The organism is Nocardia sp. NPDC050712 (assembly GCF_040654295.1).
In the GTDB taxonomy this organism is placed as follows: Bacteria; Actinomycetota; Actinomycetes; order Mycobacteriales; family Mycobacteriaceae; genus Nocardia.
Map to the genome: position 1 here is coordinate 1 of NZ_JBFAHT010000010.1, position 20261 is coordinate 20261.

Annotated in this window: 24 protein-coding genes; 17 read left to right on the forward strand and 7 right to left on the reverse strand. The window is 65.5% G+C overall.

Annotated elements, in window-relative coordinates:
* Window positions 1-508: 508 nt before the first annotated feature.
* The 5 genes from AB0H76_RS38995 (at window position 509) to AB0H76_RS39015 (ending at window position 2863) form a co-directional block, all read left to right on the forward strand.
* The gene (locus AB0H76_RS38995; protein ID WP_357013919.1) at window positions 509-739 is read left to right on the forward strand and encodes a hypothetical protein; all 231 of its coding nucleotides are present in this window, start codon (window positions 509-511) and stop codon (window positions 737-739) included.
* A 71-nt stretch (window positions 740-810) separates the two neighbouring features.
* Window positions 811-1935, forward strand: a complete 1125-nt coding sequence (locus tag AB0H76_RS39000) for a hypothetical protein (protein ID WP_357013922.1) — start codon at window positions 811-813, stop codon at window positions 1933-1935.
* A 32-nt stretch (window positions 1936-1967) separates the two neighbouring features.
* Window positions 1968-2282 (forward strand): hypothetical protein, encoded by a 315-nt coding sequence (locus tag AB0H76_RS39005; protein ID WP_357332774.1) that lies wholly within the window; start codon window positions 1968-1970, stop codon window positions 2280-2282.
* Between the two features lie 83 nt (window positions 2283-2365).
* Window positions 2366-2587, forward strand: a complete 222-nt coding sequence (locus AB0H76_RS39010) for a hypothetical protein (RefSeq protein ID WP_357332776.1) — start codon at window positions 2366-2368, stop codon at window positions 2585-2587.
* 105 nt (window positions 2588-2692) lie between these two features.
* A complete protein-coding gene (locus AB0H76_RS39015; protein ID WP_357332778.1) occupies window positions 2693-2863 on the forward strand; it encodes a hypothetical protein in 171 nt (56 codons plus the stop codon).
* 71 nt (window positions 2864-2934) lie between these two features.
* On the opposite strand, the gene AB0H76_RS39020 is transcribed toward AB0H76_RS39015, so the two are convergent.
* From AB0H76_RS39020 to AB0H76_RS39040, 5 genes are all read right to left on the reverse strand, one after another.
* Window positions 2935-3153 carry a hypothetical protein gene (locus tag AB0H76_RS39020; protein WP_357332780.1) on the reverse strand — a complete coding sequence of 73 codons (219 nt, stop codon included), beginning with the start codon at window positions 3151-3153 and terminating at the stop codon, window positions 2935-2937.
* Between the two features lie 119 nt (window positions 3154-3272).
* Complete coding sequence (locus AB0H76_RS39025) at window positions 3273-4385, reverse strand: hypothetical protein (protein ID WP_357332782.1); 1113 nt, start codon at window positions 4383-4385, stop codon at window positions 3273-3275.
* A gap of 476 nt (window positions 4386-4861) precedes the next feature.
* On the reverse strand, window positions 4862-6631 hold the full coding sequence (locus AB0H76_RS39030) for an FtsK/SpoIIIE domain-containing protein (RefSeq protein WP_357013567.1): 1770 nt from the start codon (window positions 6629-6631) through the stop codon (window positions 4862-4864).
* Window positions 6613-7392: a hypothetical protein gene (locus AB0H76_RS39035; protein ID WP_357013569.1), complete on the reverse strand. Its 780-nt coding sequence runs from the start codon at window positions 7390-7392 to the stop codon at window positions 6613-6615. Before AB0H76_RS39035 ends, AB0H76_RS39030 begins: the two co-directional genes overlap by 19 nt.
* Before the next feature lie 61 nt (window positions 7393-7453).
* Window positions 7454-7720 carry a hypothetical protein gene (locus AB0H76_RS39040; protein ID WP_357013572.1) on the reverse strand — a complete coding sequence of 89 codons (267 nt, stop codon included), beginning with the start codon at window positions 7718-7720 and terminating at the stop codon, window positions 7454-7456.
* A gap of 184 nt (window positions 7721-7904) precedes the next feature.
* Here AB0H76_RS39040 and AB0H76_RS39045 point away from each other — a divergent pair, with 184 nt between their 5' ends.
* From AB0H76_RS39045 to AB0H76_RS39090, 10 genes are all read left to right on the forward strand, one after another.
* A complete protein-coding gene (locus tag AB0H76_RS39045) occupies window positions 7905-8132 on the forward strand; it encodes a hypothetical protein (protein ID WP_357013574.1) in 228 nt (75 codons plus the stop codon).
* A complete protein-coding gene (locus tag AB0H76_RS39050) occupies window positions 8129-8545 on the forward strand; it encodes a cell division protein ZapB (protein ID WP_357013577.1) in 417 nt (138 codons plus the stop codon). Before AB0H76_RS39045 ends, AB0H76_RS39050 begins: the two co-directional genes overlap by 4 nt.
* 74 nt (window positions 8546-8619) lie before the next feature.
* Window positions 8620-9198, forward strand: a complete 579-nt coding sequence (locus AB0H76_RS39055; protein WP_357013580.1) for an RRQRL motif-containing zinc-binding protein — start codon at window positions 8620-8622, stop codon at window positions 9196-9198.
* Window positions 9199-9242: 44 nt separating this feature from the next.
* On the forward strand, window positions 9243-9677 hold the full coding sequence (ssb, locus tag AB0H76_RS39060; protein ID WP_357013582.1) for a single-stranded DNA-binding protein: 435 nt from the start codon (window positions 9243-9245) through the stop codon (window positions 9675-9677).
* A 301-nt stretch (window positions 9678-9978) separates the two neighbouring features.
* Window positions 9979-13551 carry a hypothetical protein gene (locus AB0H76_RS39065; protein ID WP_357013585.1) on the forward strand — a complete coding sequence of 1191 codons (3573 nt, stop codon included), beginning with the start codon at window positions 9979-9981 and terminating at the stop codon, window positions 13549-13551.
* Complete coding sequence (locus tag AB0H76_RS39070; RefSeq protein WP_357013587.1) at window positions 13548-14132, forward strand: helix-turn-helix transcriptional regulator; 585 nt, start codon at window positions 13548-13550, stop codon at window positions 14130-14132. Before AB0H76_RS39065 ends, AB0H76_RS39070 begins: the two co-directional genes overlap by 4 nt.
* A 649-nt stretch (window positions 14133-14781) precedes the next feature.
* Window positions 14782-15045, forward strand: a complete 264-nt coding sequence (locus tag AB0H76_RS39075; RefSeq protein ID WP_357013590.1) for a hypothetical protein — start codon at window positions 14782-14784, stop codon at window positions 15043-15045.
* Window positions 15042-15347, forward strand: coding sequence for a hypothetical protein (locus AB0H76_RS39080; RefSeq protein ID WP_357013593.1), 306 nt, complete (start codon window positions 15042-15044; stop codon window positions 15345-15347). Before AB0H76_RS39075 ends, AB0H76_RS39080 begins: the two co-directional genes overlap by 4 nt.
* Window positions 15348-15476: 129 nt before the next feature.
* Complete coding sequence (locus AB0H76_RS39085) at window positions 15477-16151, forward strand: ParA family protein (protein WP_357013596.1); 675 nt, start codon at window positions 15477-15479, stop codon at window positions 16149-16151.
* The gene (locus tag AB0H76_RS39090; protein WP_357013599.1) at window positions 16148-16525 is read left to right on the forward strand and encodes a hypothetical protein; all 378 of its coding nucleotides are present in this window, start codon (window positions 16148-16150) and stop codon (window positions 16523-16525) included. The genes AB0H76_RS39085 and AB0H76_RS39090 overlap by 4 nt, the downstream gene beginning before the upstream one ends.
* An 18-nt stretch (window positions 16526-16543) precedes the next feature.
* Here the strand turns inward: AB0H76_RS39090 and AB0H76_RS39095 are convergent, their stop codons facing one another.
* Window positions 16544-17773 (reverse strand): helix-turn-helix transcriptional regulator, encoded by a 1230-nt coding sequence (locus AB0H76_RS39095; protein WP_357013602.1) that lies wholly within the window; start codon window positions 17771-17773, stop codon window positions 16544-16546.
* Window positions 17774-18230: 457 nt separating this feature from the next.
* On the opposite strand from AB0H76_RS39095, the gene AB0H76_RS39100 reads away from it, so the two are divergent.
* Window positions 18231-18689 (forward strand): hypothetical protein, encoded by a 459-nt coding sequence (locus tag AB0H76_RS39100; RefSeq protein ID WP_357013605.1) that lies wholly within the window; start codon window positions 18231-18233, stop codon window positions 18687-18689.
* 684 nt (window positions 18690-19373) lie between these two features.
* The gene (locus tag AB0H76_RS39105; protein ID WP_357332790.1) at window positions 19374-19784 is read left to right on the forward strand and encodes a right-handed parallel beta-helix repeat-containing protein; all 411 of its coding nucleotides are present in this window, start codon (window positions 19374-19376) and stop codon (window positions 19782-19784) included.
* A 99-nt stretch (window positions 19785-19883) separates the two neighbouring features.
* Here the strand turns inward: AB0H76_RS39105 and AB0H76_RS39110 are convergent.
* On the reverse strand, window positions 19884-20261 hold a 378-nt coding region (locus tag AB0H76_RS39110), incomplete at its 5' end, for a 2OG-Fe dioxygenase family protein (RefSeq protein WP_357332788.1).

Genomic DNA, 20261 nt, shown 5'->3' on the forward strand with positions numbered 1-20261 from the left:
CGGCCTACGGGTTCCTACGCTGGATCACCCGGTCGACGCGAGCAAAGCCGCCGCCGAGATCGACATCACCAAGGTGGCGTTGACCGGCGGCGCCACACGTTACCGTTTTCCAGAAAACGGTAACGTGTAACGTTACCTTTTCGTTTACTGTAGCAAAGACTGTAATCATGTAATTAGTAATCGGCGTTGTCAGCCTTCGCTGTATTTGGCTTCTCACCTGCGCTTCCGTCTTCTGGGTGATGGTCTCTCGCTCTGTCATGACTCAAGTATATACCGGGGTCCACAGGTTTCGCAACCCATTTCGCACCTTTTCTTGTAATCCTGTGACTTGATCCGCTGACCTGCATTTATTCCAGGTGACGTTACGAGATATCGGCGTGTCACGCTACCGGAAACGGCAGATTCGGAGGTTTTCCGGTACATATTCGGCCTTTTCCTGTTGTACATCCTGTAAACCTGTAATAGACTGTAGGTACCGGAAACACCGGGAGCAGGGAGGGAGAATCCGATGAGCATTTTCAACCGCACTCAACCGCCGGCCAAGATGTTCGGCTATCCGTACGCCGAGGTGCTGGCCGCGCATCAGCAGAACGTGCGCGAGCTGGCCGCCGCGGTCCGCACCGAGGCCGGCGAGCCGCTGCTGCTCGACAAGCCGAAGGCCTGGACGTGGATCGAGTGGGGCAACTACATGGAAGACATCGCCGAGGACCTGCACACTCTGCGGGAAGCACAGGAATGACGCTCGGCAATACGCGTATGCATGTATGCGCGTAAATATCGCACCCCAATCACCCGACAGGAGAACTGAGTATGACCAGCACCGAGAACCCCGAGACCGGCACCGAGCGCGAAGCCTTCGACACCGAAACCTTCGCTCCCGGCGAGGCGTGCGGGGTGTGCCACTTCCCCACCGGGAAAGACCAGATCTGCGGGAACGTCGTGTACGCGAACCAGACCAAGGGCCGATTGCCGCAGTACTGCGGCCAGGAGGGCCAGGCCCATTGGCAGGCCCAGCACGGGACCGAAGGCGACCCGGGCCACAAGTCCAGCCTTGCCGGGTACCCGCGCAGGACCACCGGCCTGACCAAGGAACGTATTGCCGAGCTTGCGGCCGAGGAGACGAAGCGGCGCGGAATCACTCGTCGGCTCAAGGTAGTGGAGGATGTGCCCGCGGCTCCGGTGGCCGATACGCAGAACGCGCCGGCCACTGCGGACACTGATGCGCGTATACGCGTACCCGCTGACCTGGCGTCGGCGTTGCCGGAATCCGCGGTCGACGCGCTCAAGGAGCTGGCACGGCTCATCGCGGGGCGCGTCACGGCGGTCGGCGCCGAGATGGAGGACGTACGCAAAGAGGCCGCCGACGAGGTGGCCGAGATGCAGCGTCAGACCGACGCGCTCATCGCGGAGCTGACCGAGCAGCGCGAGGGCCTGGAGAAGGACCGGGCCGACGCGCAGGCCGCGACCGAGCGCGCCGAAACCGCGATTCGCGAGGCCGAGGACGCGCGCCACGTGGCCGAGGGCCAGCTCACCGAGTCCAAGAACCGGGTTGCCGAGCTGGAGCGCCAGCTCGCCGAGATCAAGGATCAGCACCGCAAGGAGATCGAGGAGGTCCGGAACAAGGAGTACGAGCGCTTCAAGGAGATGATGCGCGAATTCGCCAGCACGGTACGCACCGAGCCAGAGCCGCGCCGTGCCGAGGATCTGCCGATCACCGAAGAGGTTTTGCAGGAGATGGCGCTGCGCATCAAGCGGAACGACATCACCCGGTCGGCGGATAAGTGGCACTTCGCGAACGCGCGGGCGACCAAACCGGGCGCCCGGACCCTGGACCACATGAACGAGGCCGGCTATCTGCACATCGGTGAGGGCGAGCGCGCGCCGGTGGCGCTCACCAACCGCTGGTTCGACGAGCACGAGAACCAGCAGACATAAGCGCGTATACGCGTATAGAGAAGGAGAACCCAATGTTGAAGTCCCCGAACGCAATCCAGTCGATCCGAAGACGGCTACGCACACCGCAGCAGCGAGCCCAGGAAGCCGAGCTGGAGCGCGCCCGCGCGGTATGGCGGGCCGAGACCGAGTTGCGGGAGGCGCTGAGCACGATCCCGCAGGAGATCGGCCCGCATGCCTTCGACAGCTACACGTGCCCCCAGTGCGAGGCCGAGCCGGTGGGCGGCTGGGAGTGGTGGAGCCAGCCCGGTACGTGGTCCGAGCGGCTGCATCTGCGGCTGCGGTGCGCGCGCCGGCATCAATGGTGGATCGACACCGACATGGGCTGAGTGCCCGTCATCCGATATGGCGGGCACCAGCCAGAAGGAAGCTGGCTGGTGCCCGCACCGATCATCCCTGAATCGAGACCGCAATGCCCAGATCCCTGGAAACCCACCTACTGCGTACCGCCGGCGGCGTCCTGGCGGCCACGCCCATCCTGGCCCTGACCCTCGCCGCCGTCGCGTTCAGCATGCTGGTCGCCGTGGTGCTGCTGCTGACCAACCCGTCCTACACTGGGCCGTCGACGACCTCCCCGGCCCCGACCAGTACGACGCGGAATTGCGCGCCGTTCACCTGCACCGTAGGCCAATAGATACGCGTATACGCGTATCAATTCCCCTTCTCACGAAAGAACAGGACCATGAGCACCGGTGACTATCCACTCAATCCCGCAGTCCTGGCTGAAGTCGATCAGGCCATGGCTGCCAGCAGCGCCGGCCTGGACGCTCTCACCCAGAGCGCCCGCACCATGCAGACCAAGCTGGAGCCGGTCGAACTGTGGCGGTTCATTGCGGATTCCGTAGAAGACACCCACCCGAAAGTACTGGGGGCTCTGCTGGCCACGGCGATCCTGCGGGCCGCCCAGTAGTCCAACCATACGCGTATGCGCGTAAAGGCCCCCACCTGCGACGGTGGGGGCCTTTCTCGTGCTCGGTGGGGTTACGACTTGTCCGGCACCTGCGGGATCTCCATGCCGAAGATCTCGCACAGGTCCACGATCATGTCGGCGTGCACCCGGGTGAAGTCGTCCGGCGGTGCGGTCGAATCCCGCGCGTACTCCAGGAACTCGGTGAAACCGCGGTCGAGCATGTAGCGCAGGAAGATGAGTTGGCCCTCGGTGAGGCTGAAGCTCTGAGTGGGTTCTGTGTTGCTGCTCATCGGTCAGTCCTCGGTCTCGTCGTCACGCTGAAGGTCAGGGTCCGAAGCGCACCAGCCGCACAGGAAGTCGAGCTTGTGCATCTCGGAGGGCGCGCCGCAGTTCGTGCACTGTGCCATCGCTACCGCCCGGCCAGGGCGAGATCCGCCGCAGACGGCTCTGACAGAGCTGCCTCATCGCTGCCGGTGATCAACGTCGCGTAGTGCGCGCTCACCCAGGCGTGCAGCCAGATCACGATGCCGACCATGACCGGCGCGATCGAGTATTCGGCAAGCGTGCTCAGCTTCCCATTGAAGTGCGGGCCGGCGTTGAGTCCGACCGTGATCGCCAGCAGCGCCAACTCCACCGGGATCACCTTCCCGCGAGGAAGTTCGCGGCCCCAGCGCGCGGCCGTGGTCGCGGCAATCATGATGACGATCAGCGGCACCGAGATCATGGCTTCGATGCCGTAGGAGATCCAGTAGAGCGGGTTGCTCATGTCTCCGCTGGGCACCAGGTTGCGCTGCACGTTGACCGCCGACCAGACCATGCCGATCAGCACGATCGCGATCAGCGCCCGTGAGGACCATTCCGCGCGCCGGTACAGCTGGGCCAGGCGCGCGTGCGGGCTGGTGAGCTTGCGCCGCGCGGACAGGGCGCGCTGGTGCCAACGGGCATCCGCGGCTTCGGATTTCGCGATGGTCTCGGCGGTGGCCTGCTCGCGCTTGACCCGGGCCAGTTCCGCGGCCTTGGCCGCGCGGCGGATCTCGCGATCGGTGGCGCGTTCCCATTCGGCCAGTGCGCGCTCGGCCGCCAGCTCGTCCTCGCTGAGCACGGTCAGCAGCGCCTGGTCGGCCTGCAACGGCAGGAGGCCCTGGGCTTCGCGGACCCGCGCGGCGAGTTCCTGTACCGAGTCAGGCTCGGTCACCTCGGGGGCCGGCGGTTCGATGGGGGGCGCCGCAATCTCGGACACGGTGGCCTCGTCCTCCTGGTGCTGCTGCTGGGCATCGAGCTCGGTCAGGACTTCCTCGGTGAGTGCTGCCATTTCCCCGGTGTCGAGCAGGCCACGCGCCTTGCGCCACGAACGGACGATCCGGCTGACGTACTTGGGATCGATGTCCGCGTCGCACTCGCGCAGCCATGCGATCACCTCCGGGGTTTCCGGATGGCCGAGCTGGTCGCACACGTAGTGGACCTTGGCGTTCTTCGCCGCGATCCCCGCGAGTGCGATGCGGTGCTGGTGGGAGACACGCATGGGGCCATCCTTCGGGCGGGGCGTGTGCGACGTGTGCGATTGGCCCTCCGGTCGCACACCCTCGGGCAGTGCGACGTGTGCGACCGGCTTGTGCGACGGGTGCGATCCGCCTTCCGATCCCACAGTGCGACGAGTGCGACCGGGGAGTGCGACGTGTGCGACGCCGTTGTGCGACGGGTGCGATTCGCCTTCCGGTCGCACACCCTCGGGCAGTGCGACGTGTGCGACGGGGGAGTGCGACGAGTGCGATTCCACGGTGTGACTGTGCGACAGGTCGGGCAGATCCTCGGCCGTCGCACTCACTTCGGGTGCGACGACAAGCCGCGGCCCTCCCGGGGTCCAGAGGGTGGTGTGGGACATGGGAGGCACGATAGCGCTCTCGGGGGTAATGGTCACGGATGTTCTCCTCACGCGTATGCGCGTATGCGCGTATTGATGTCGACAGGCAGGACGGGAATTTCGATGTCGGATCTCGATTACTGGCCCTCGGCTTCCAGGCGCTTCTTGAGCCGGTGGTACTGCTGGCGGTGGTCGGTACCGGGGCAGTACAGGGCAGGCCGACCGCCGGCGCGCTGCTGAATCTCGCGACCGCAGAACCGGCACTTGTGCGTCTTGGCGCCGACCTGCTCGGCCAGCGGCTGCTCCTCCTCCTGGGGCCGCTCGTCGGCGTCGACGACGAGGGGTTCGGCGGGCCGCAGCGCGTAGACGTTGCCAGCCGCGGGCGCGATCGCTGCGGCGTCACTGAAGACCGGCAGCGGCGGCATGGACTCGGCCGGTCGGCCGAAGATCCGCACGAGGTGGATGATGTCCTCGTTACTGACGCGGAAGTGCCGCGCCCGCATGGCCTGTCCGCCCTCTTCGGGGCTGTCGACGAACACCACGCCCGGTTCGTCGGGCGAGATGTCCTTGGCGAAGATGCCGCGTTCGGCCGCGCCGACGCCGAACACCATCTGTACCTGCTGCTCGGAGGCCAGACGTAGGCCGACCATGGTCGGGAACATGTCGCGCAGCAGCTCGAAAATCTCCTTGGCCGCGTTCTGCGTCGACACGATGACGGTGATGCCGAAGGACCGGGCGCGGGACAGCAGCGAGAGCAGCAGGCGCCCGGCGTACTTGGCGACCGTGATCTTTTCCGGCTGCTCGCCGAGGGTGCCGTCGATCTGAGGCAGCCTGCGCTTGATGGTGAACTCACCGGAAATCTTCAGCAGGTCCAGGATCTCGTCGATCATCAGCACCTGCTGCGGGTTGCCAGGGCTCGGGTCGAACTCGCGGATCGGCGTGCCTTCCCGCATCGAGGTCTCACGGCGCGGATTGGCCAGGGCTGCCATCTTCGCGCACAGCATTTCCAGCGTGTCGAGAGCGGCGAGCACTTCCCAGGAGAAACTGGCGAAAAGCCGGTAGCCGGCGCTCATCTCGGTGCCGAACTTCAGGTCGATCACGTGCAGCTCCACACGACCGGCTTTGATGTCGGGCGCCAGGGCCGCGATGATCGACCAGAGCACACCGGACTTACCCGAACCGGTCAGGCCGGCCAGGAACAGGTGATTGCTCCAGATCCGCAGCCGGTAGTCGCCTCCGTCCTCGCGGACACCGACCAGCAGGGCCTTGAGCGGGACCGGCGAGGGCTCGGGAGCCCGCAGCGGCACCGATTCGAGCAATGGATTGCGAATCCGCAGCTCCAGCGACACCACGTTGCCGTGCACGGCCATGATCTGGACGCGCTGGACGTTCAGCGCCACAGCGAGATTGGGCAGGCGGCTGCGCAACTCATCGGCCGAAGGCCCTTGCGGCAGCCTTACGCGTACACGCGCACCGACCGGCGTGTGCCGGAAACCCGGATCAGGGTGATGACCAGGGTCCTGGCCTTCCACCAGCTGAGGCCACGTGCCGGAGAACATGGCATTCGGGGGCAGGCCGATCGCAATCCGCGGGTTGGTCCACATGTCCCGCGCCCGCATCGGATCTGCCAGGGTCTCCACCGCGTAATGCACCTCCGCGGGGACCTTGGCCAGCTCATCCAGCCAGCGCTGATATGCACGCTCGATCTCGCGGCGGGTGCGCCGGCGGAGACTCACCTTGTGCGCGACCACCAGGCCCGCGCCGCTGCTCATCGCGACGACCAGCGCGCCGGGCCCGGACCATCCGGAGTAGCCGAGGTTCTCGGCGGTCGTGTACGCGACCATCGAACCGAACGTCAGCGTGCCCGTACCGACCACGATCGCCGCGCCTATGCCGTTGTTGCCCATGTCGCCCACCTCGCTTCCCCCCTCACTCCGGACAGACCGAGCGGTCTGCGGAGCCATTTCCCATTGTCTGCTCGCCGGTAACTACGTGCCCACACAATTTGCAGACGCAGCCCAGATACGCGGATTGCGAATTCTGGTCCTGGTTGCTGCTGGCCCTGGTGTTGCGGCAGCGACAGCGGCAACGGGTGCGGTGCGGGAGCGGGCAGGGCCAGCTGAGGCGCAAGGCGCGGCGACGGGCGGTTGCGCGTGAACACGATCTCGATATCCCGGTGCGCCTTCTTGCCGAGCCGGATGCGCGCCGAATCGGCGTCGAACTCCGAGGCCAGGGCAACGGTCTGCTCGTGCCACTGGTGCGGTGTCTGCCCCTTGAGCATCCGGACCGCCACGACGTCCTCGTCGCCCTGGCGCATGACCGAGACCAGCCGCGGCACCTTGGTGGTCTCCGCTTCGGTGGTGGTCAGGCCGAGGAAGTCGACCGCATGGGCCCAGCGCCGGCGGTATAGCCAGAACGCACGTACCGCCGCGATCAGGGGAGCCCGAAGGGCACGCACCAGGACGAGGGCCAGGCCCACGGCGAGCACGAGGCCCGCGGCGCCGACCGCGACCGGGACCGCCAGGTCCATCGCGGTTTGCGCGTATACGCGTATGTGATCAACCGTCAGGTTGCCCGTCCACGCGAGCAGGCCGGCGGCCGACATGACCAGCATGCCGACACATTCCAGGGTGTCCTTGCCCGTCCAATCGGGCCGCTGCCCGCTCATCGGAGCACTTCCCGCGCAGCGGGGCGGACCTCGGCTGTAGGGCCGCTAGAAAGCCGCTGAACTACTGCTTTTTGGGCAGCAGCCCGCGTTCCTGCATTTCGGCTCGAAGCGCGGACAAGTCGATCAGCTTCTCCAGTCCGAGGCTCGTCAGTTCTTCTGGGGCCAGCAGCCAGGCGCGGATGAGCGTCTCCAGCATGGCCTGCTTGGTCAACGCCTCCTGAGCGAGCTTGACCCGCAGCAAGCGGTCCGTGTGTGGGTCCAGCCTGATACCGGTCAGCGGCTGGTTCTTGCGGTGCTCCGCCTCCGGTTTCGAATGCGCTGGGGACATGTCCAACATGCTCCCATGTCGGCCGCTCCACACGCGCATACGCGTATCGGATGCTGCTGCTGAGGGTTCCGAGGTCATTGGTTGCCATCTCTTCCGTTCCCGCCACTCGCGGTGTATACATGTATTGATGTTTACACACATCGCGAGTTGGCACAACAGCCCCCGCAAAGAAAGAGAGAACCGAATGAGCCCCGTAGACAACGTGATTCAGCCCGGACAGATCTGGAAGGACCGGCGCGCCGACAACATCCGCAGCCTGCGGGTCGAACGCATCGAGGCCGGTCGGGTGTACCTGACCGTGGTCCGCCAGACCTACCAGGGCGTGACCACCGAGCCGATGCGGCCGACCGACATGACGGTCGCGCGCCTGCTGTCGCGGTCCTTCGTCCTGGAGCAGGAGGCGGTTCGATGAAACTGCTGCACCAGGCCCGGCCGGATATTCAGCTGCGGCTGGAGAACACCGAATTGCGCCGCCAGAACGCGAGCCTGTTCGACCAGCTCGCCGCGGCTCAGGCCGAGATCATCAAGGCCAAGAACGAGGTTGCCTCGGTGCGGTCCGAGATCGACGATCTGCTGGACCTCGCAATGGCGTTCACGCTGGCCCCCTCGGCAGAACGTCTCGGGACCGCGCACAGCTGGCCCTGGCAGGAGTGGGCGCACCACGACGACCGGGATCTGACTGTGGACCAGGCGCACGCCGTTATGCAGCAGCATCGCGACTGTGTGACCGGGGATTGCCAGGTTCGCACCACGGCGGTTCGGGTCCTGCGGGACGCGGGCCATATGGCCGCTGATTCCTGCCGCCGGTCTCCGCTGGTCGATTGATAGGCGAAGGACCGGCCAGGAACTAGCTGGCCGGTCCTTCCTGATCATCATCTCATCACTTCAGGGACCCGACAGTGACCGATATCCAGGTCTACCGATGGCGGTGTGCGCCACGGCATTTGCGCACCAGACGCCAGCTCGCCGCCGCCGGCCTTCGCCCGAACGGCCAGGACATCGCGGGCCGTATCCCGTTTCGGCGGTACGGCCGCCCGCTGGTGGCCTTTCTGTTCGACGAGCGGCTGGCAGCACCCAAGCGCACCGCCACCCCCGCCCAGCGTGCCGCGCTGGCCAAGGCCACCCGCGAGCGCCAGCTCCGGGCAGCCGAACGGCGTGGGATCGACCGCAGCCGGTTCGACGAGCACGACGGGGATCTGGGCCCGGCTTGGGCCGAACCCGGACTCCGCGTAGCAGCCGAATCAACTATCCGACAAGGGAATCCAATGCCACACCTCACCGAAAAACCCGCCGACTGGACCGCCAAGGAGTGGGCCGACTACCAACAGTGCGAGGACGAGCACCAGGACCTGATGAGCCAGGTTCAGGCCCGCGAGGACTCCTACGAGCGCGACGAGATCACCGACGAGGAGTACCGCAACTGGGCGTTCGATTACGCCCCGCTGTCCAGCGAGCAGCCCGCCACCGGCGAGCTCTAGCCACCGATATCCCCGAACCTCTACCACAACAAGGACATTCACTCATGACCGGCAAAACGCCTATGACCATTACCGGCAATCTGTGCGCCGATATCGAACTGAGATTCACCCCGAACGGGGTCGCGGTCACAAATTTCACGGTCGCCTCCACCCCGCGTCACTACAACAAGCAAACGCTGAAGTGGGAGGACGGAGAAACCCTGTTCATTCGCTGCCGCGTGTGGCGTGACCAGGCCGAAAACATGGCGGAATCGCGGCTGCGCAAGGGCACTCGGGTCACCGTCACCGGCAACCTTCAGCAGGCCAGCTGGCAGGACGAGCAGGAGAACAAGCACACCGTCTACGAGCTGGAGGCCGAGGACGTGGCCGCCTCGATGCGGTACGCGCAGGTCACCGTGAAACGCATTGTGCGCGACCAGCAAGAGAGCGGAACGCACACCACGCAAACGCGTGGCGCCGAAGCCGCACAGCCGGTGTGACCTAGCCCGATGGAGCGCCGAATTCAGCCGAGAATCACGCGAAATTGCGTGTCGATCCCCCGAATTCGGCGTGCACCGACCAGAGTGTTCCCTAGACAGAGGCATGCAGTTTTGTTCCTGTGCCGGGAACCGAAAAAACCCGCCCTCTCGACTCCGTTACCAGCGGAGTCACGCGAGAGGGCGGGCCAAGTTTGAGAACCACGCCTCGCGAACGAGGGTACAACAGGGATCGGCTTCCAGTCGATCCGACACGTCCCCCGCGTTTCGTGAGGTGTGGTTCTCCCCACACCCATGAGGATGGATGAGCACCCCAGAGTCAGTCCACGAACCCGTCATTGACGACAGTGCCGCCAACGTGACCGGTCTCGCCGCGAACCGTGCGCGGGGCCGCGGTCGGAAGCCGCCGGCCTCCCGCAAAGCGGGCAAGTCGCGCACCGATCAGAAGATCTCCAGCACCGACCGCATCAAGATGCTGGCCGAGCTGGGCCACGAACGCTACGAGGTGGGCCGCAACTTCGAGGGCCAGGTGTTCCTCACCCCCCGCCACGGTGCGCCGGTAGCGCGGATGCTGGAAGGCTTTTCGGCCGAGGTCGGTGCGGAGCTGGCGTTGGCGCTGCACAAGGAAACCGGTGAGGTCTTCACCGGTAGCGAGCGGCGCGAGGCGCTGCTCAATCTGTCGGACAAGGCTTTCGACGCCGCGCCGATCCCGACCGCGGTGCGCATCGCGAATCCGAGCCCGGACTCGATCGCGATCGACCTGTGCAACGAGGCCGGCGAGTACGTGCTGATCACGCGCAAAGGCTGGACGATCACCAGCGAGCGCGGACGGGTGGCGTTCGTGCGCGGCCCGCGTGCCAAGGCCCTGCCGTATCCCGTTCCCGGGGGCGATGTTTCGCGGCTGTGGGAACTGATGAACATCGCCGAGCCAATGCGCCCGATGATTCTGGCGAACTTTCTCACAGCCATGCAGAAGGCCGCTGACCACCCGATTCTGTCGCTGACCGGCCAGGCCGGTTCGGCCAAGACCACCACCTCGGGCATGTACTCCTATCTGCTGGACCCGATCGAGGTCGGTGAGGGTCAGGGCATCAAAGACACCGTGATCGCCTTGCAGGACGACATCCGCGATATCTACGTCACCGCAGGTAATCGGTACTTTCTGCCCTACGACAACATCGACTCGATGACGCGCCAGCAGCAGACCGCGCTCTCGATCATCTCCACCGGCGGTATGCGCACCGGGCGCACCCTCTACACCGATGGCGCCACCACCTCCATCCCCGTGCGTGGCTGTCTGACCATTACCGCGATCGATCCCGGCAAGCTCAAGCCGGACTTTCTCGACCGCGTGATCTCGGTGGAAGTGCAGCCGATCCCGGGCGGTGTGTTCCGCACCCCGGGGGAAGTCATGCGCCAGTTCGACCTGATCCACGGTGAGGTGCTGGGCGGGTTGTTCGATCTGGCGGCCCAGGTGCTAGCTCAGATCGAGACCGTGCGAAAGACCATGCAGCGCAACCGGGTTCGGGTCGCTCGTATGGCGGACTTCTCCTATCTGCTGGCCACCGTCGACAAGGTGATGGGCACCGACGGGTTCGCCACGTTCATGCGGGAGCGCGACGAGCGCCAGGCCGAGGTCGCCACCAGCGACCCGTTGTCGGTGGCGCTGATGTCGCTGATCAGCACCCAGGACAAGGGCGAGGGCGTCAGCTACACCCCGACCGAGTTGCTGAAGGCGCTGAACAACCAGTACCGCGTCGACGCCGGCGACGTGTACGCCCGCCCGCCCAAGGGCTGGCCGGAAACCCCGGTCTACCTCTCGCGGCAAATCAACCTGCTCACCATCCCGTTGCGCGACGCCGGTTACACCGCGCGGTTGGTCAAAACCAACGGTGCCCGCAAGTGGCAGCTGGCCCGCACTGTCACCGCGCACGCACCTGCTGCGGCGGTAGCCGATCCGATGCCGCTGCGCCCCGAGCCCGCCGATCCGGAGCCCGCCAGAGTCGCCCCGATCCCGGTGTCGACCGAGGGCTGGAGCAAGCCGTGCAAGGCCGATCATCACGACGAGTGCGCCCGGGACCGGGCCGCGAATTGGATTGGGGCACTGGATTGCTTGTGCCCGTGCCATAACCAGGGTGGCGAGCAGGCGCCGCTGGATTTCGCGCCTGTGCCCGATCCGCAGGCCGAGCCTGGCCCGGAGGCCGATGAGCTGGAGATGTTGGCTGCGCTGCACGGGGAGGACGTGGGCCAGGCCCTCGTCGACGAGCCGGGCCCGGAACCGGAATTCGAGCCTGAGCCCGCGGCTCGGGCCGAGCAGTTCAGCGCGCGGCGCATCGTGCCGTGGACCGTGAAGCCTTCGGCGTATGTGAATTTGGCGCTGGGGGAGGGCCTGGCTGACGACGGCACCAAGTTCACGGTGCGTAAGCGCGGATCTCGCGCTTCGCTGGCCGAGCTGCTGCGCGCGGTCCCCGAGGGCCTGAAGTTCGTGCACCTGACCGGCTGTGACCTCGGCACCGAGGGCGAGCTGCTGGCGTGGGCCAACACGGCGTTGCCGAAAGGCTGGACCGCGGCTGATCGGGTGCACGCCTCCGATGAGGCCCGCGAGCGGGTCAGCCTGCGCTACCGTCGCCCCGATGGCACGCAGCTGGTGATCTACCGGGCCGCTGCATGGATCGACCGCAACCACGAAACCGTCACCACCCCAGCGGATCTGCGGGCCGCGTTCGCGGTGACGCTGGCCGGTATCCGCGAAACCTTCGGTGAGGTGGTCGCCGGTGACTACGGGGTGCCGCTCAAGAGCACGCCAGCCGCGACCGGGCTGGAGCTGATCCGGCGCACCCTGCCGCACAAGCACCAGTACCCGATGCTCGACGACGAGCTCCAGCACTTGATCCGCAGCCATGCCGGTCAGGCCCGCACCGAGGATTTCGCGGCCGAGACCCACCCCAGCGGTGGCCGGTTCGTCCCGGACCGGATTCCGGGCCTCTACGTCTACGACATACGCTTCGCCTACGCCGCGCTGCTGGATCAGGAGCTGCCGAGCGGCCCGGTGGTGCGCGACGAGATCCCCGAGTTCGCCCGCCGCGGTTCCGGGTGGGAGCCGTGCCTGTACCGCGTCCGGGTGACCGTGCCCGCCGGTTGGGATCGGGCGGGCCGGTTCCGGCGCCGCGACGGCGAGCAGGCGGTGTGGATCTACCCGAGCACACCAGGGGAGACGTTCGAGGCGTGGACCTGGGAGCGCGGGCTGGACGCGGCCGACAAGGACGGCTGGCGCATCGGCGAGCACGTGCAGATCCTGGAGCGCATCCGCTTCACCGGGCCGAAGACCAAGCCGCTGATGACCTTCGGCAAGAACCTGCGTCGCCTGCGCGATGAGTGGCTGCTCAAGACCGAGGTCGACGAGACCGTGCGTGAGCTGGCCCGGATCATGGTCCGCCAGATCGCGATTGCCGCAATCGGCAAGCTCGCCGGTACTCCCTATGCCGCGCTGCGGTCCTGCCCGATCGACGATCTCGCCGCACGTCCGGCCGAGGCGCGCCGCTCCAGTGACGGCAAGCGCTGGGAATGGCGCGAAATGGTCGCCGGCCGTAACTATCTGGTGCACCCGGAATGGGCTTCCTACATTTGGGCCATCTGCCGGGACTGGCTCTACAGCCATCCCACCCAGAAGGGTGTGGGGCTGCGGCATGTGCCGCGCTCGGAGCTGATTGCCGCGCGCACCGATGGCTTCTGGACCTCGACACCGCAACCAGTCCCCGAAACCAGCCAGGTGGGGCATTTCCGCGTGCAGCTGGCGCACGAGGAGGCGCTGGATACCCCTCGTAGCTATGTGGAGCTGAACAACACTCGCGCCGCGCTGCTGGAGGCCGCGCGGTGACCAAGCCCAAGCCGCTCACCGAGTTCCTGGGTCGCGCGCTGGGACACCGGTCGCGGGCCGAGCTGGCGCGCGAGCTCGGGGTCTCGAAATCCACGGTGGGACTGTGGGCCAACGGCACCCGTCAGCCTCCTGAGCGATACCGCGCCAGCTTGCGCGCGGCGGCCCGGCCCGGCTGGACGATCCCGGAACCACCGCCGCGGCTGAACTCCGCCGGGGTGCCGATCCGCACCACCGGTCAAGCCATCATCACGCCGCTGCCGGGCGGCGGGGCCAATATCCACACGCACGCCCGTAGTGCGTTCGCGCGTGAGCTGACGCGGCTCTCAGGCATCGGGAATGTGCCCTCGCGCTTCACCGTGGAGCTGCACGGGTTCCGGGCGGCGGACTCCCCAACCAACGCTCCTAAACGCACGCGAGTAGTGACCGTGCAGGGGCTCACCGACGCCGAAATCTCCGCGCTGGCAAGCGGGTCGAAAGACGCGCTCGAAGCCGTCATCACGCGCGGTATCGGCGCCCGCGGTTACACCGGTGATTTCGAGTTCGATCGCGCCACCGATTTCAGCTTCGATACACCGTTCTGATCCGGCGCTGTCCGCAGCGCTCGATCGAGCGTTGCGTGCGACGCGCCGTCAGCGCTGGGATGAGCGTGAAATGCAGCGCGCCCGTTGTAGGCTCGGGGCGCGCGAGCACCGGAGGAGCACAGGGAGCCCCGACCCTCCGGGCAGGAAGAGTCCTTTCCAGGGCCGCCCGCCGGCCTTTCAGCACCCCTTCCTCTCACCGCTCATCCCAGCGCTGATTTCCGCGCTTCCTGACACGCTCACCGGGCACCCGCATCATGTCGTTGTTCCGCACACCTTTTGCACCATTGCCGTCCGCCACTGGGGTGCGTGGGGATGCAGGGGATGCGAGGGGGTACGCACCCCCTGCACCCCACCCTCGACACTGCGCCAGCGCGGGCGTGGCAGGGCACCGTCGCACTGGGGTCAGTCAGTGGTTTCGAAGGTGTTCCGCCGTGACTTTCGAGGCCATTTCCGCCGCTCCTGGCACCCGCGTCCTGGGCGTTGCAGTCCCCGGTCCGGAACCGGGCATACAGCCGGGGCTTCGACGGTCACATTTTGGGCTGAAAACCGGGTCACACCTTTTGCACCATCGACGCGTGAGACCGCTGATTCGTCCGAACGAAGTCACGTTCTGCCGCCCAGCTGATCGCACCTCAGTATGCTTGTCAGTATGACCACCCGTATTACGATCACCCTCGATGACCGGCTTGCCGAGCAAGTCCGCGACGCCGCGACCCAGGACCCGCGCGCCCGCGGCAACGTCTCGGAATGGCTCGCCAAAGCGGCCCGTAGCCGCATGCTCGCCGAGGAGGCCCGCGCACTCGCGAAGTGGCAGCGAGACCACCCTGAAGAGACTTCCGAGATGTATGCCGAACGCGAGGCAGAACACGAGGCGATGCACGCCGACGAGCACCTCCAGGGCGACGCCGCGTGATCGCACTGCACCGCGGCGACTTGTGGACCTACCAGTCCATCGCCCGCACGAAAACCGTGCTCGTCGTCAGTGCAGACGAGCTGAATGCCGCCGGCCTTCCGATGTGCTGCGACGTGAGCGACGTGCGCCCTACCGGCACCCGCGCCATGCTGGCCACCACCCTGCCCGGCCACGGCTACATCCTCGGCCGCTCGCTCACCGCAGCCGACCCGGACCGTTTCCGCGAGTTCCTCGGCGCCGCCGATCCGGCCGCCATGGATTCCCTCGGCTCGGCTCTGGCTGCCCTGATCGGGCTGGACTAATCCCCAGCGACTGCATCACGGATCGCGCTGCGAGCGTGCACCATCCGCCAACTCCGCTGGTCCTCACGCTATTGTTTGCGACACTTACGCGTACACGCGTAGAGCACACATGAGCGAGTGAGGTTGTCCATGGCAGAGATCACCATCGCCAACCTGAAGGGTGGCGTGGGCAAGACGACCACGGCCATCCTGAGCGCGCTGGGCCTGGCCGCCAAGGGCGGTCGTGTCCTGCTGGTAGACGCCGATCTCCAGCGCTCGGCACTCAAATGGGCCGAGACTGCCGGCGAGGACTGGCCCTGGGAAAAGGTCACGGTGGTGTCGTGGACCGACCACCGCTCTTTAGTCCGCCAGATCTCCTCTGTACGCGGCGATTACGACCACATCATCATCGACATTCCACCGGCCCGCGAACGTGGCACCCGCACCGCTGAGGCCGCCATGCTGGAAGCCGCGCTCGAGGCCACCGGCCACCTGATCGTCACCACCTCCACTTCCCGCATCGATCTCGTCGAGATCGGTGACACCTTCGAGGTCGCCACCTACGTCGACGAACGCAAGCGCGAGGTCTACGTCTCGGTGCTGCTGGTGCGCACCCGAACCGGTACCCGATCCATCGAGGACGCCCGTGCGGTGCTCGGAGAGGACGGACTCGGGTTCGCGGTAATGAAGACCGACATCCCGTTGCGCGAGGACATCGCCCAAGCCTTCGGGACTACCCCTTCCCTCACCGGACCCTTCGGCGCCTATGCCGATGCGCTGGAAGAGATCCTGGCCGACCACGACGAGAAGCGGGAGACAAAATGACCAGGCCCACCGGTGCCCGGCGTCCCAAAGACAATCGGCGCGAGGAACTCGCCAAAATCGTGTCGACCGGCGGCCGAGGCACTTCCGCTACTTCCACCAGTGACCGCCGACGCCGCACCCCGAAGGCCGGCGCACCCAACGACGACGACCGACCTGCCCTCCAGCGCCGCGGAGACACCAAGCAACAGCAGGGGATCAATTTCGATCTCGCGCTGCTCCAGTACATGCGCGACGCCGTGGCCTACATGCAGCGCCGTCACCCAGAAGAGGCCGGTGTGGAATCGCTTGCGGCCCTGCTGGATCAGGCCGCCCGGGAGAAGCTCGCCGTGTGGGAGAAAAAATACAACGGCGGCAAGGCTTTGCCGCCGTTGTAGGTACTGCTCTGGGTTGGGTTACGCGTTGACCCGCTCCGCCAAGCGGCCAAGTTCGCCGGCGGCAAGGTCGCGACGAGCCTTCCGGATCATCCCTCCAACCAGCTCACGAACCACATTCATTGCGCGCACTTCTTGCGGGGCAATCTGTTCGGCCCGTAGCAGCGCGGCCAGCGACTCTGGATATTGCTTTTCCAGCGAGTGGGCGCGGCCCAACTCCACATAGAACCGGCCACGCCGATCTGCGGTTGGGATCGTGTCGGGAGTGATCAGCCGCGATGCCTCGATCGCTTTGCCTCCGTCCCTCTGCTCCAGGGCCACGCTCATCCGCCAAATATTGGCGTTCTGGGCACCGAAGTTCAGCGCGAACGCGTCCCCGTGCTCCTGGCCCGTTCGAGGAGCAGTCTCGGCCGCCTCGGTGAGGTGGTCAGAGGGATCGCCGCCCATCGCGGCGGTGGTGAGCGCGGCGTGCAGGTGCAGCATGCCGTACATCTGAAGGCCGGCCTCAGTTGTCAGCTGTGATTGCAGCCGGTCCGCCGAGCCCGCCGAGTGCACCAGGGCCGCCGCAGCCGCACCGGGTTGCGCCAGAAGCGTTTGTGCCAGTACGAATTCCGCACCCGCCAGACCAACCGGATCGCTGCCGCCTCGCTCGGCCGCACGCTCACAGGCCTGAGCCGCGATCCAAGCCAACGACGTATATCCGAGGCTCTTGGTCGTCAGCGCAACCGTCAGCGTCGCGGGCACCAGTGCCCGCCACGCCCGCGTGCCGTCTTCGCCACCGGCATTGGCATAGCGATACAAGTCAGTGATCAGTTCAGGCAATAACGAGCCCAGCGCCACGTAGTCGCACTGCATCCGCACCACCGGCGCCCGTTGCGCATCGGCTACCAGCTCGGCCAGTGGACGCGGATCACGAGCGGTATCGGTGATTCCAGCGGCCATAAGCGCGCCCTCGATATGCGGTACCGCCGCGTGGAAGGCCAGGGTAGCCGGGTTTACTTTGTCGTCCTGGTGACCAGTCAGGTCTCCGATACTGACGCTCAGTGCGCCGGCCAGGTCATAGAGAACCTGGCGGCTATCAATGGGTCTTTCCCCGGTCTCGCACCGCGTGATCTTTTCGCGCTGCACACCGATCTGGTCAGCCAACATCTGTTGGGTGAGTTTGCGCAATCGGCGGTACTTTCGTACTTGCTTGCCGATGTAGCGGCCCTCGTCCAGCGCGCCCTCTGTTGCGTCGTCGTAGGTGGTCATAGCCCCACTCGTCTCCCTGCTCGATCGCACACGTTATACGCCAGGGTAGGCGCGGTAGCTCCTGTATTTTGTGCCAAAACGGCACATTTAGCCTTGTGCCAGATCGGCACAAAAAACGTCCGATTTACCTCCATTCTGATCTCAGCACCCGATGCCGGGGGCCGCTTCCTCCCAAGCCTGTGAGGAACGGCTCGCGTCGATAGGCGATCAGGCGGCGCCAGCCATCCCCGCATCGGGTGCACATTCTTGCCCGAAGTTCGCGGCGCTCTCGATGTCGACACGACGTTCGGAGCGGACCGTTATTACGCGTATGCGCGTAATCGTTCCTATCCTCCGCAATCACCGACGACAGCACTCAGCCGCGGTCCGGGCAGGGACGCTATTTGCATCTCTTCCACTCAAAAATCACACCCTTTTTCTTCCTCCGCTTGTCACCCTCCGCACGTACCGTCAGAGCATGGCAACTCCAGCCGTCCCAGGCCCTGTCGTCAACGTTGGCAACTATGAAGAGCGCATGGCCATGCGGTTCGGGTTCCGGCGCAGTCAGGCCCGTTCCCTTGCCTGTCCGCGCTACGTAGCTGGCCGGCGCTGCAAGCAAATGTCTGCACCGCCGAACAACCAGTGCGGCACTCATTTTGGCTGGTTCGATCACTCCTACCAGTGGATATCCCCGGAGAAGCACCGCATCTTTACCACCGAGCCTTATGCCAATTCGATTGGTGACTTGGATCTACGCAAGCTCCAGCGTGGTGCGGATGAGCTGGATCTCGTGGTGACCTCGTTCGATCGGCACGACTCTATGTGGTTCCCCAGCTCCACGGTTCTGATCGTCGTTCACCCGCCGGCTTGGGCGCCGGATGAGCAGATGCGGCGCGCGTATTACCGCTGGATTCGCAAAGGCGAACCACCGCTGTAATTCGCCACCTCCGAGATTCGGAAATGCGCAGGTCAAGCCGGGTCAGGGACAGTAGCGTCCCTGGTACCGTCCCTGCTGCCGCCCCTGGTACCGTCCCTGCAAAAACCGCCCGTGAACTGCGGCAACAATGGCAGGGACAGTAGGGACGGTACTTTTACCCCCACTCTCCTTATATCGCGCACCTACACACGCCTACTCCCACCCATCTCCTTACCCCGTATAAACACCTCACGTATATGACTCTCAGAAAAAACTACCGTCCCTACCGTCCCTATCTTTGAATAACACCTGATCAGAGCCTATTTTTGGCAGGGACAGTACCAGGGACGGTACGAACTTCCTACCGTCCCTACCGTCCCTGCTATCGACCCTGCCGAACCGGCCGAAATTTCGGTACTACCGTACAGTTATGAGTGTTTGAACTCCTCAATCTTGTACCCAGATTCCAATACGCGTATGCGCGTAAGATCATTTCCTGTAATGGCAATTACTTTCCTGTAATCCACTGTCTTGCAACATATCTCGCATTCTTTTGCTCGAAAAGTGTTGCGTAGCAACGTTTTTCGTTCTCTTGTGCATCTTTGATGCACGAAATTCATTGCTACGCAATGCATTTCCCCGAGCGCCGTAGGCGCTCGTCTCTGGCCCGCAGGGCCAGGGCCGGGGGTCGACGGCGGCGACTCGATCGGCGTACAGGTCAATTACCTGTCCAATTTCCAGTTCAACGACAACTGGTTCTCGAGCCTGCAGGACACTGCGCTGCGCATCGACGCGCAAGCGGCGGGCGGGACGGTCTCGGCCAATCAGTTCTACGCCACGCCGGGTCGCAGCGCGATGGAAATCGGCGGCGGCAACGTCGTCATCACCGGCAACACGATCTCCGGCGGAAACCAAGGGCTGTACTTGCGCGGCAGCAGCCGCAACGTCGTGTTCACCGGCAACGCGATCACTTACATGCAAGGATCGGCGATCAACCTCTACGAGAACCCGTCGCAGGTCACCATCGTCGGCAACAATTTGATCGGCAATGTTGGCGGAATTTCGTCGGGCGGCACGACGCTCAACGTCGCCAACAACCTGATCGCGGCGGCCTGAGGCGGTCGCGGAACGGCTAGCCTTGCCGCTGCGGAAGCGGCCTGACCTGCTGTCGAGCCGATCGTGAGCCGCTCCTGGCCAAACGTGCCGGAGCGGCGTTCAGGAGGCAGCCTTGAACGTCACCACCAACACATCGCGATGCGCCTCGCGCGTCGGATCCTGCGGCGTCACCGCCGTCACGCCGTGGAACACGCGCGCGTCGTCGACCAGGGCGGCGTCGAGCGGGGCGGTCAGGGTGAAGCTGCCGAGCAGGCTGCCGTCGCGGTCGTGGATGGTGGTGGTGCCGCTGACGATGTTGTGGCGGTCGATCAGCAGCACCAGCACGTAGTCGACGCCGTCGCGGTGTACGCCTTCGGGCGTGGGCTGGCCTTCGTGGTCGGGGCGGCCGCCAGCAACAGGCGCAAGCTCTGACGATCGGCCGATTCGAGGTAGGCGGGCCGGGCGTGACGGAAGCGGGCGCGCGCGGGCTGGTCGGCC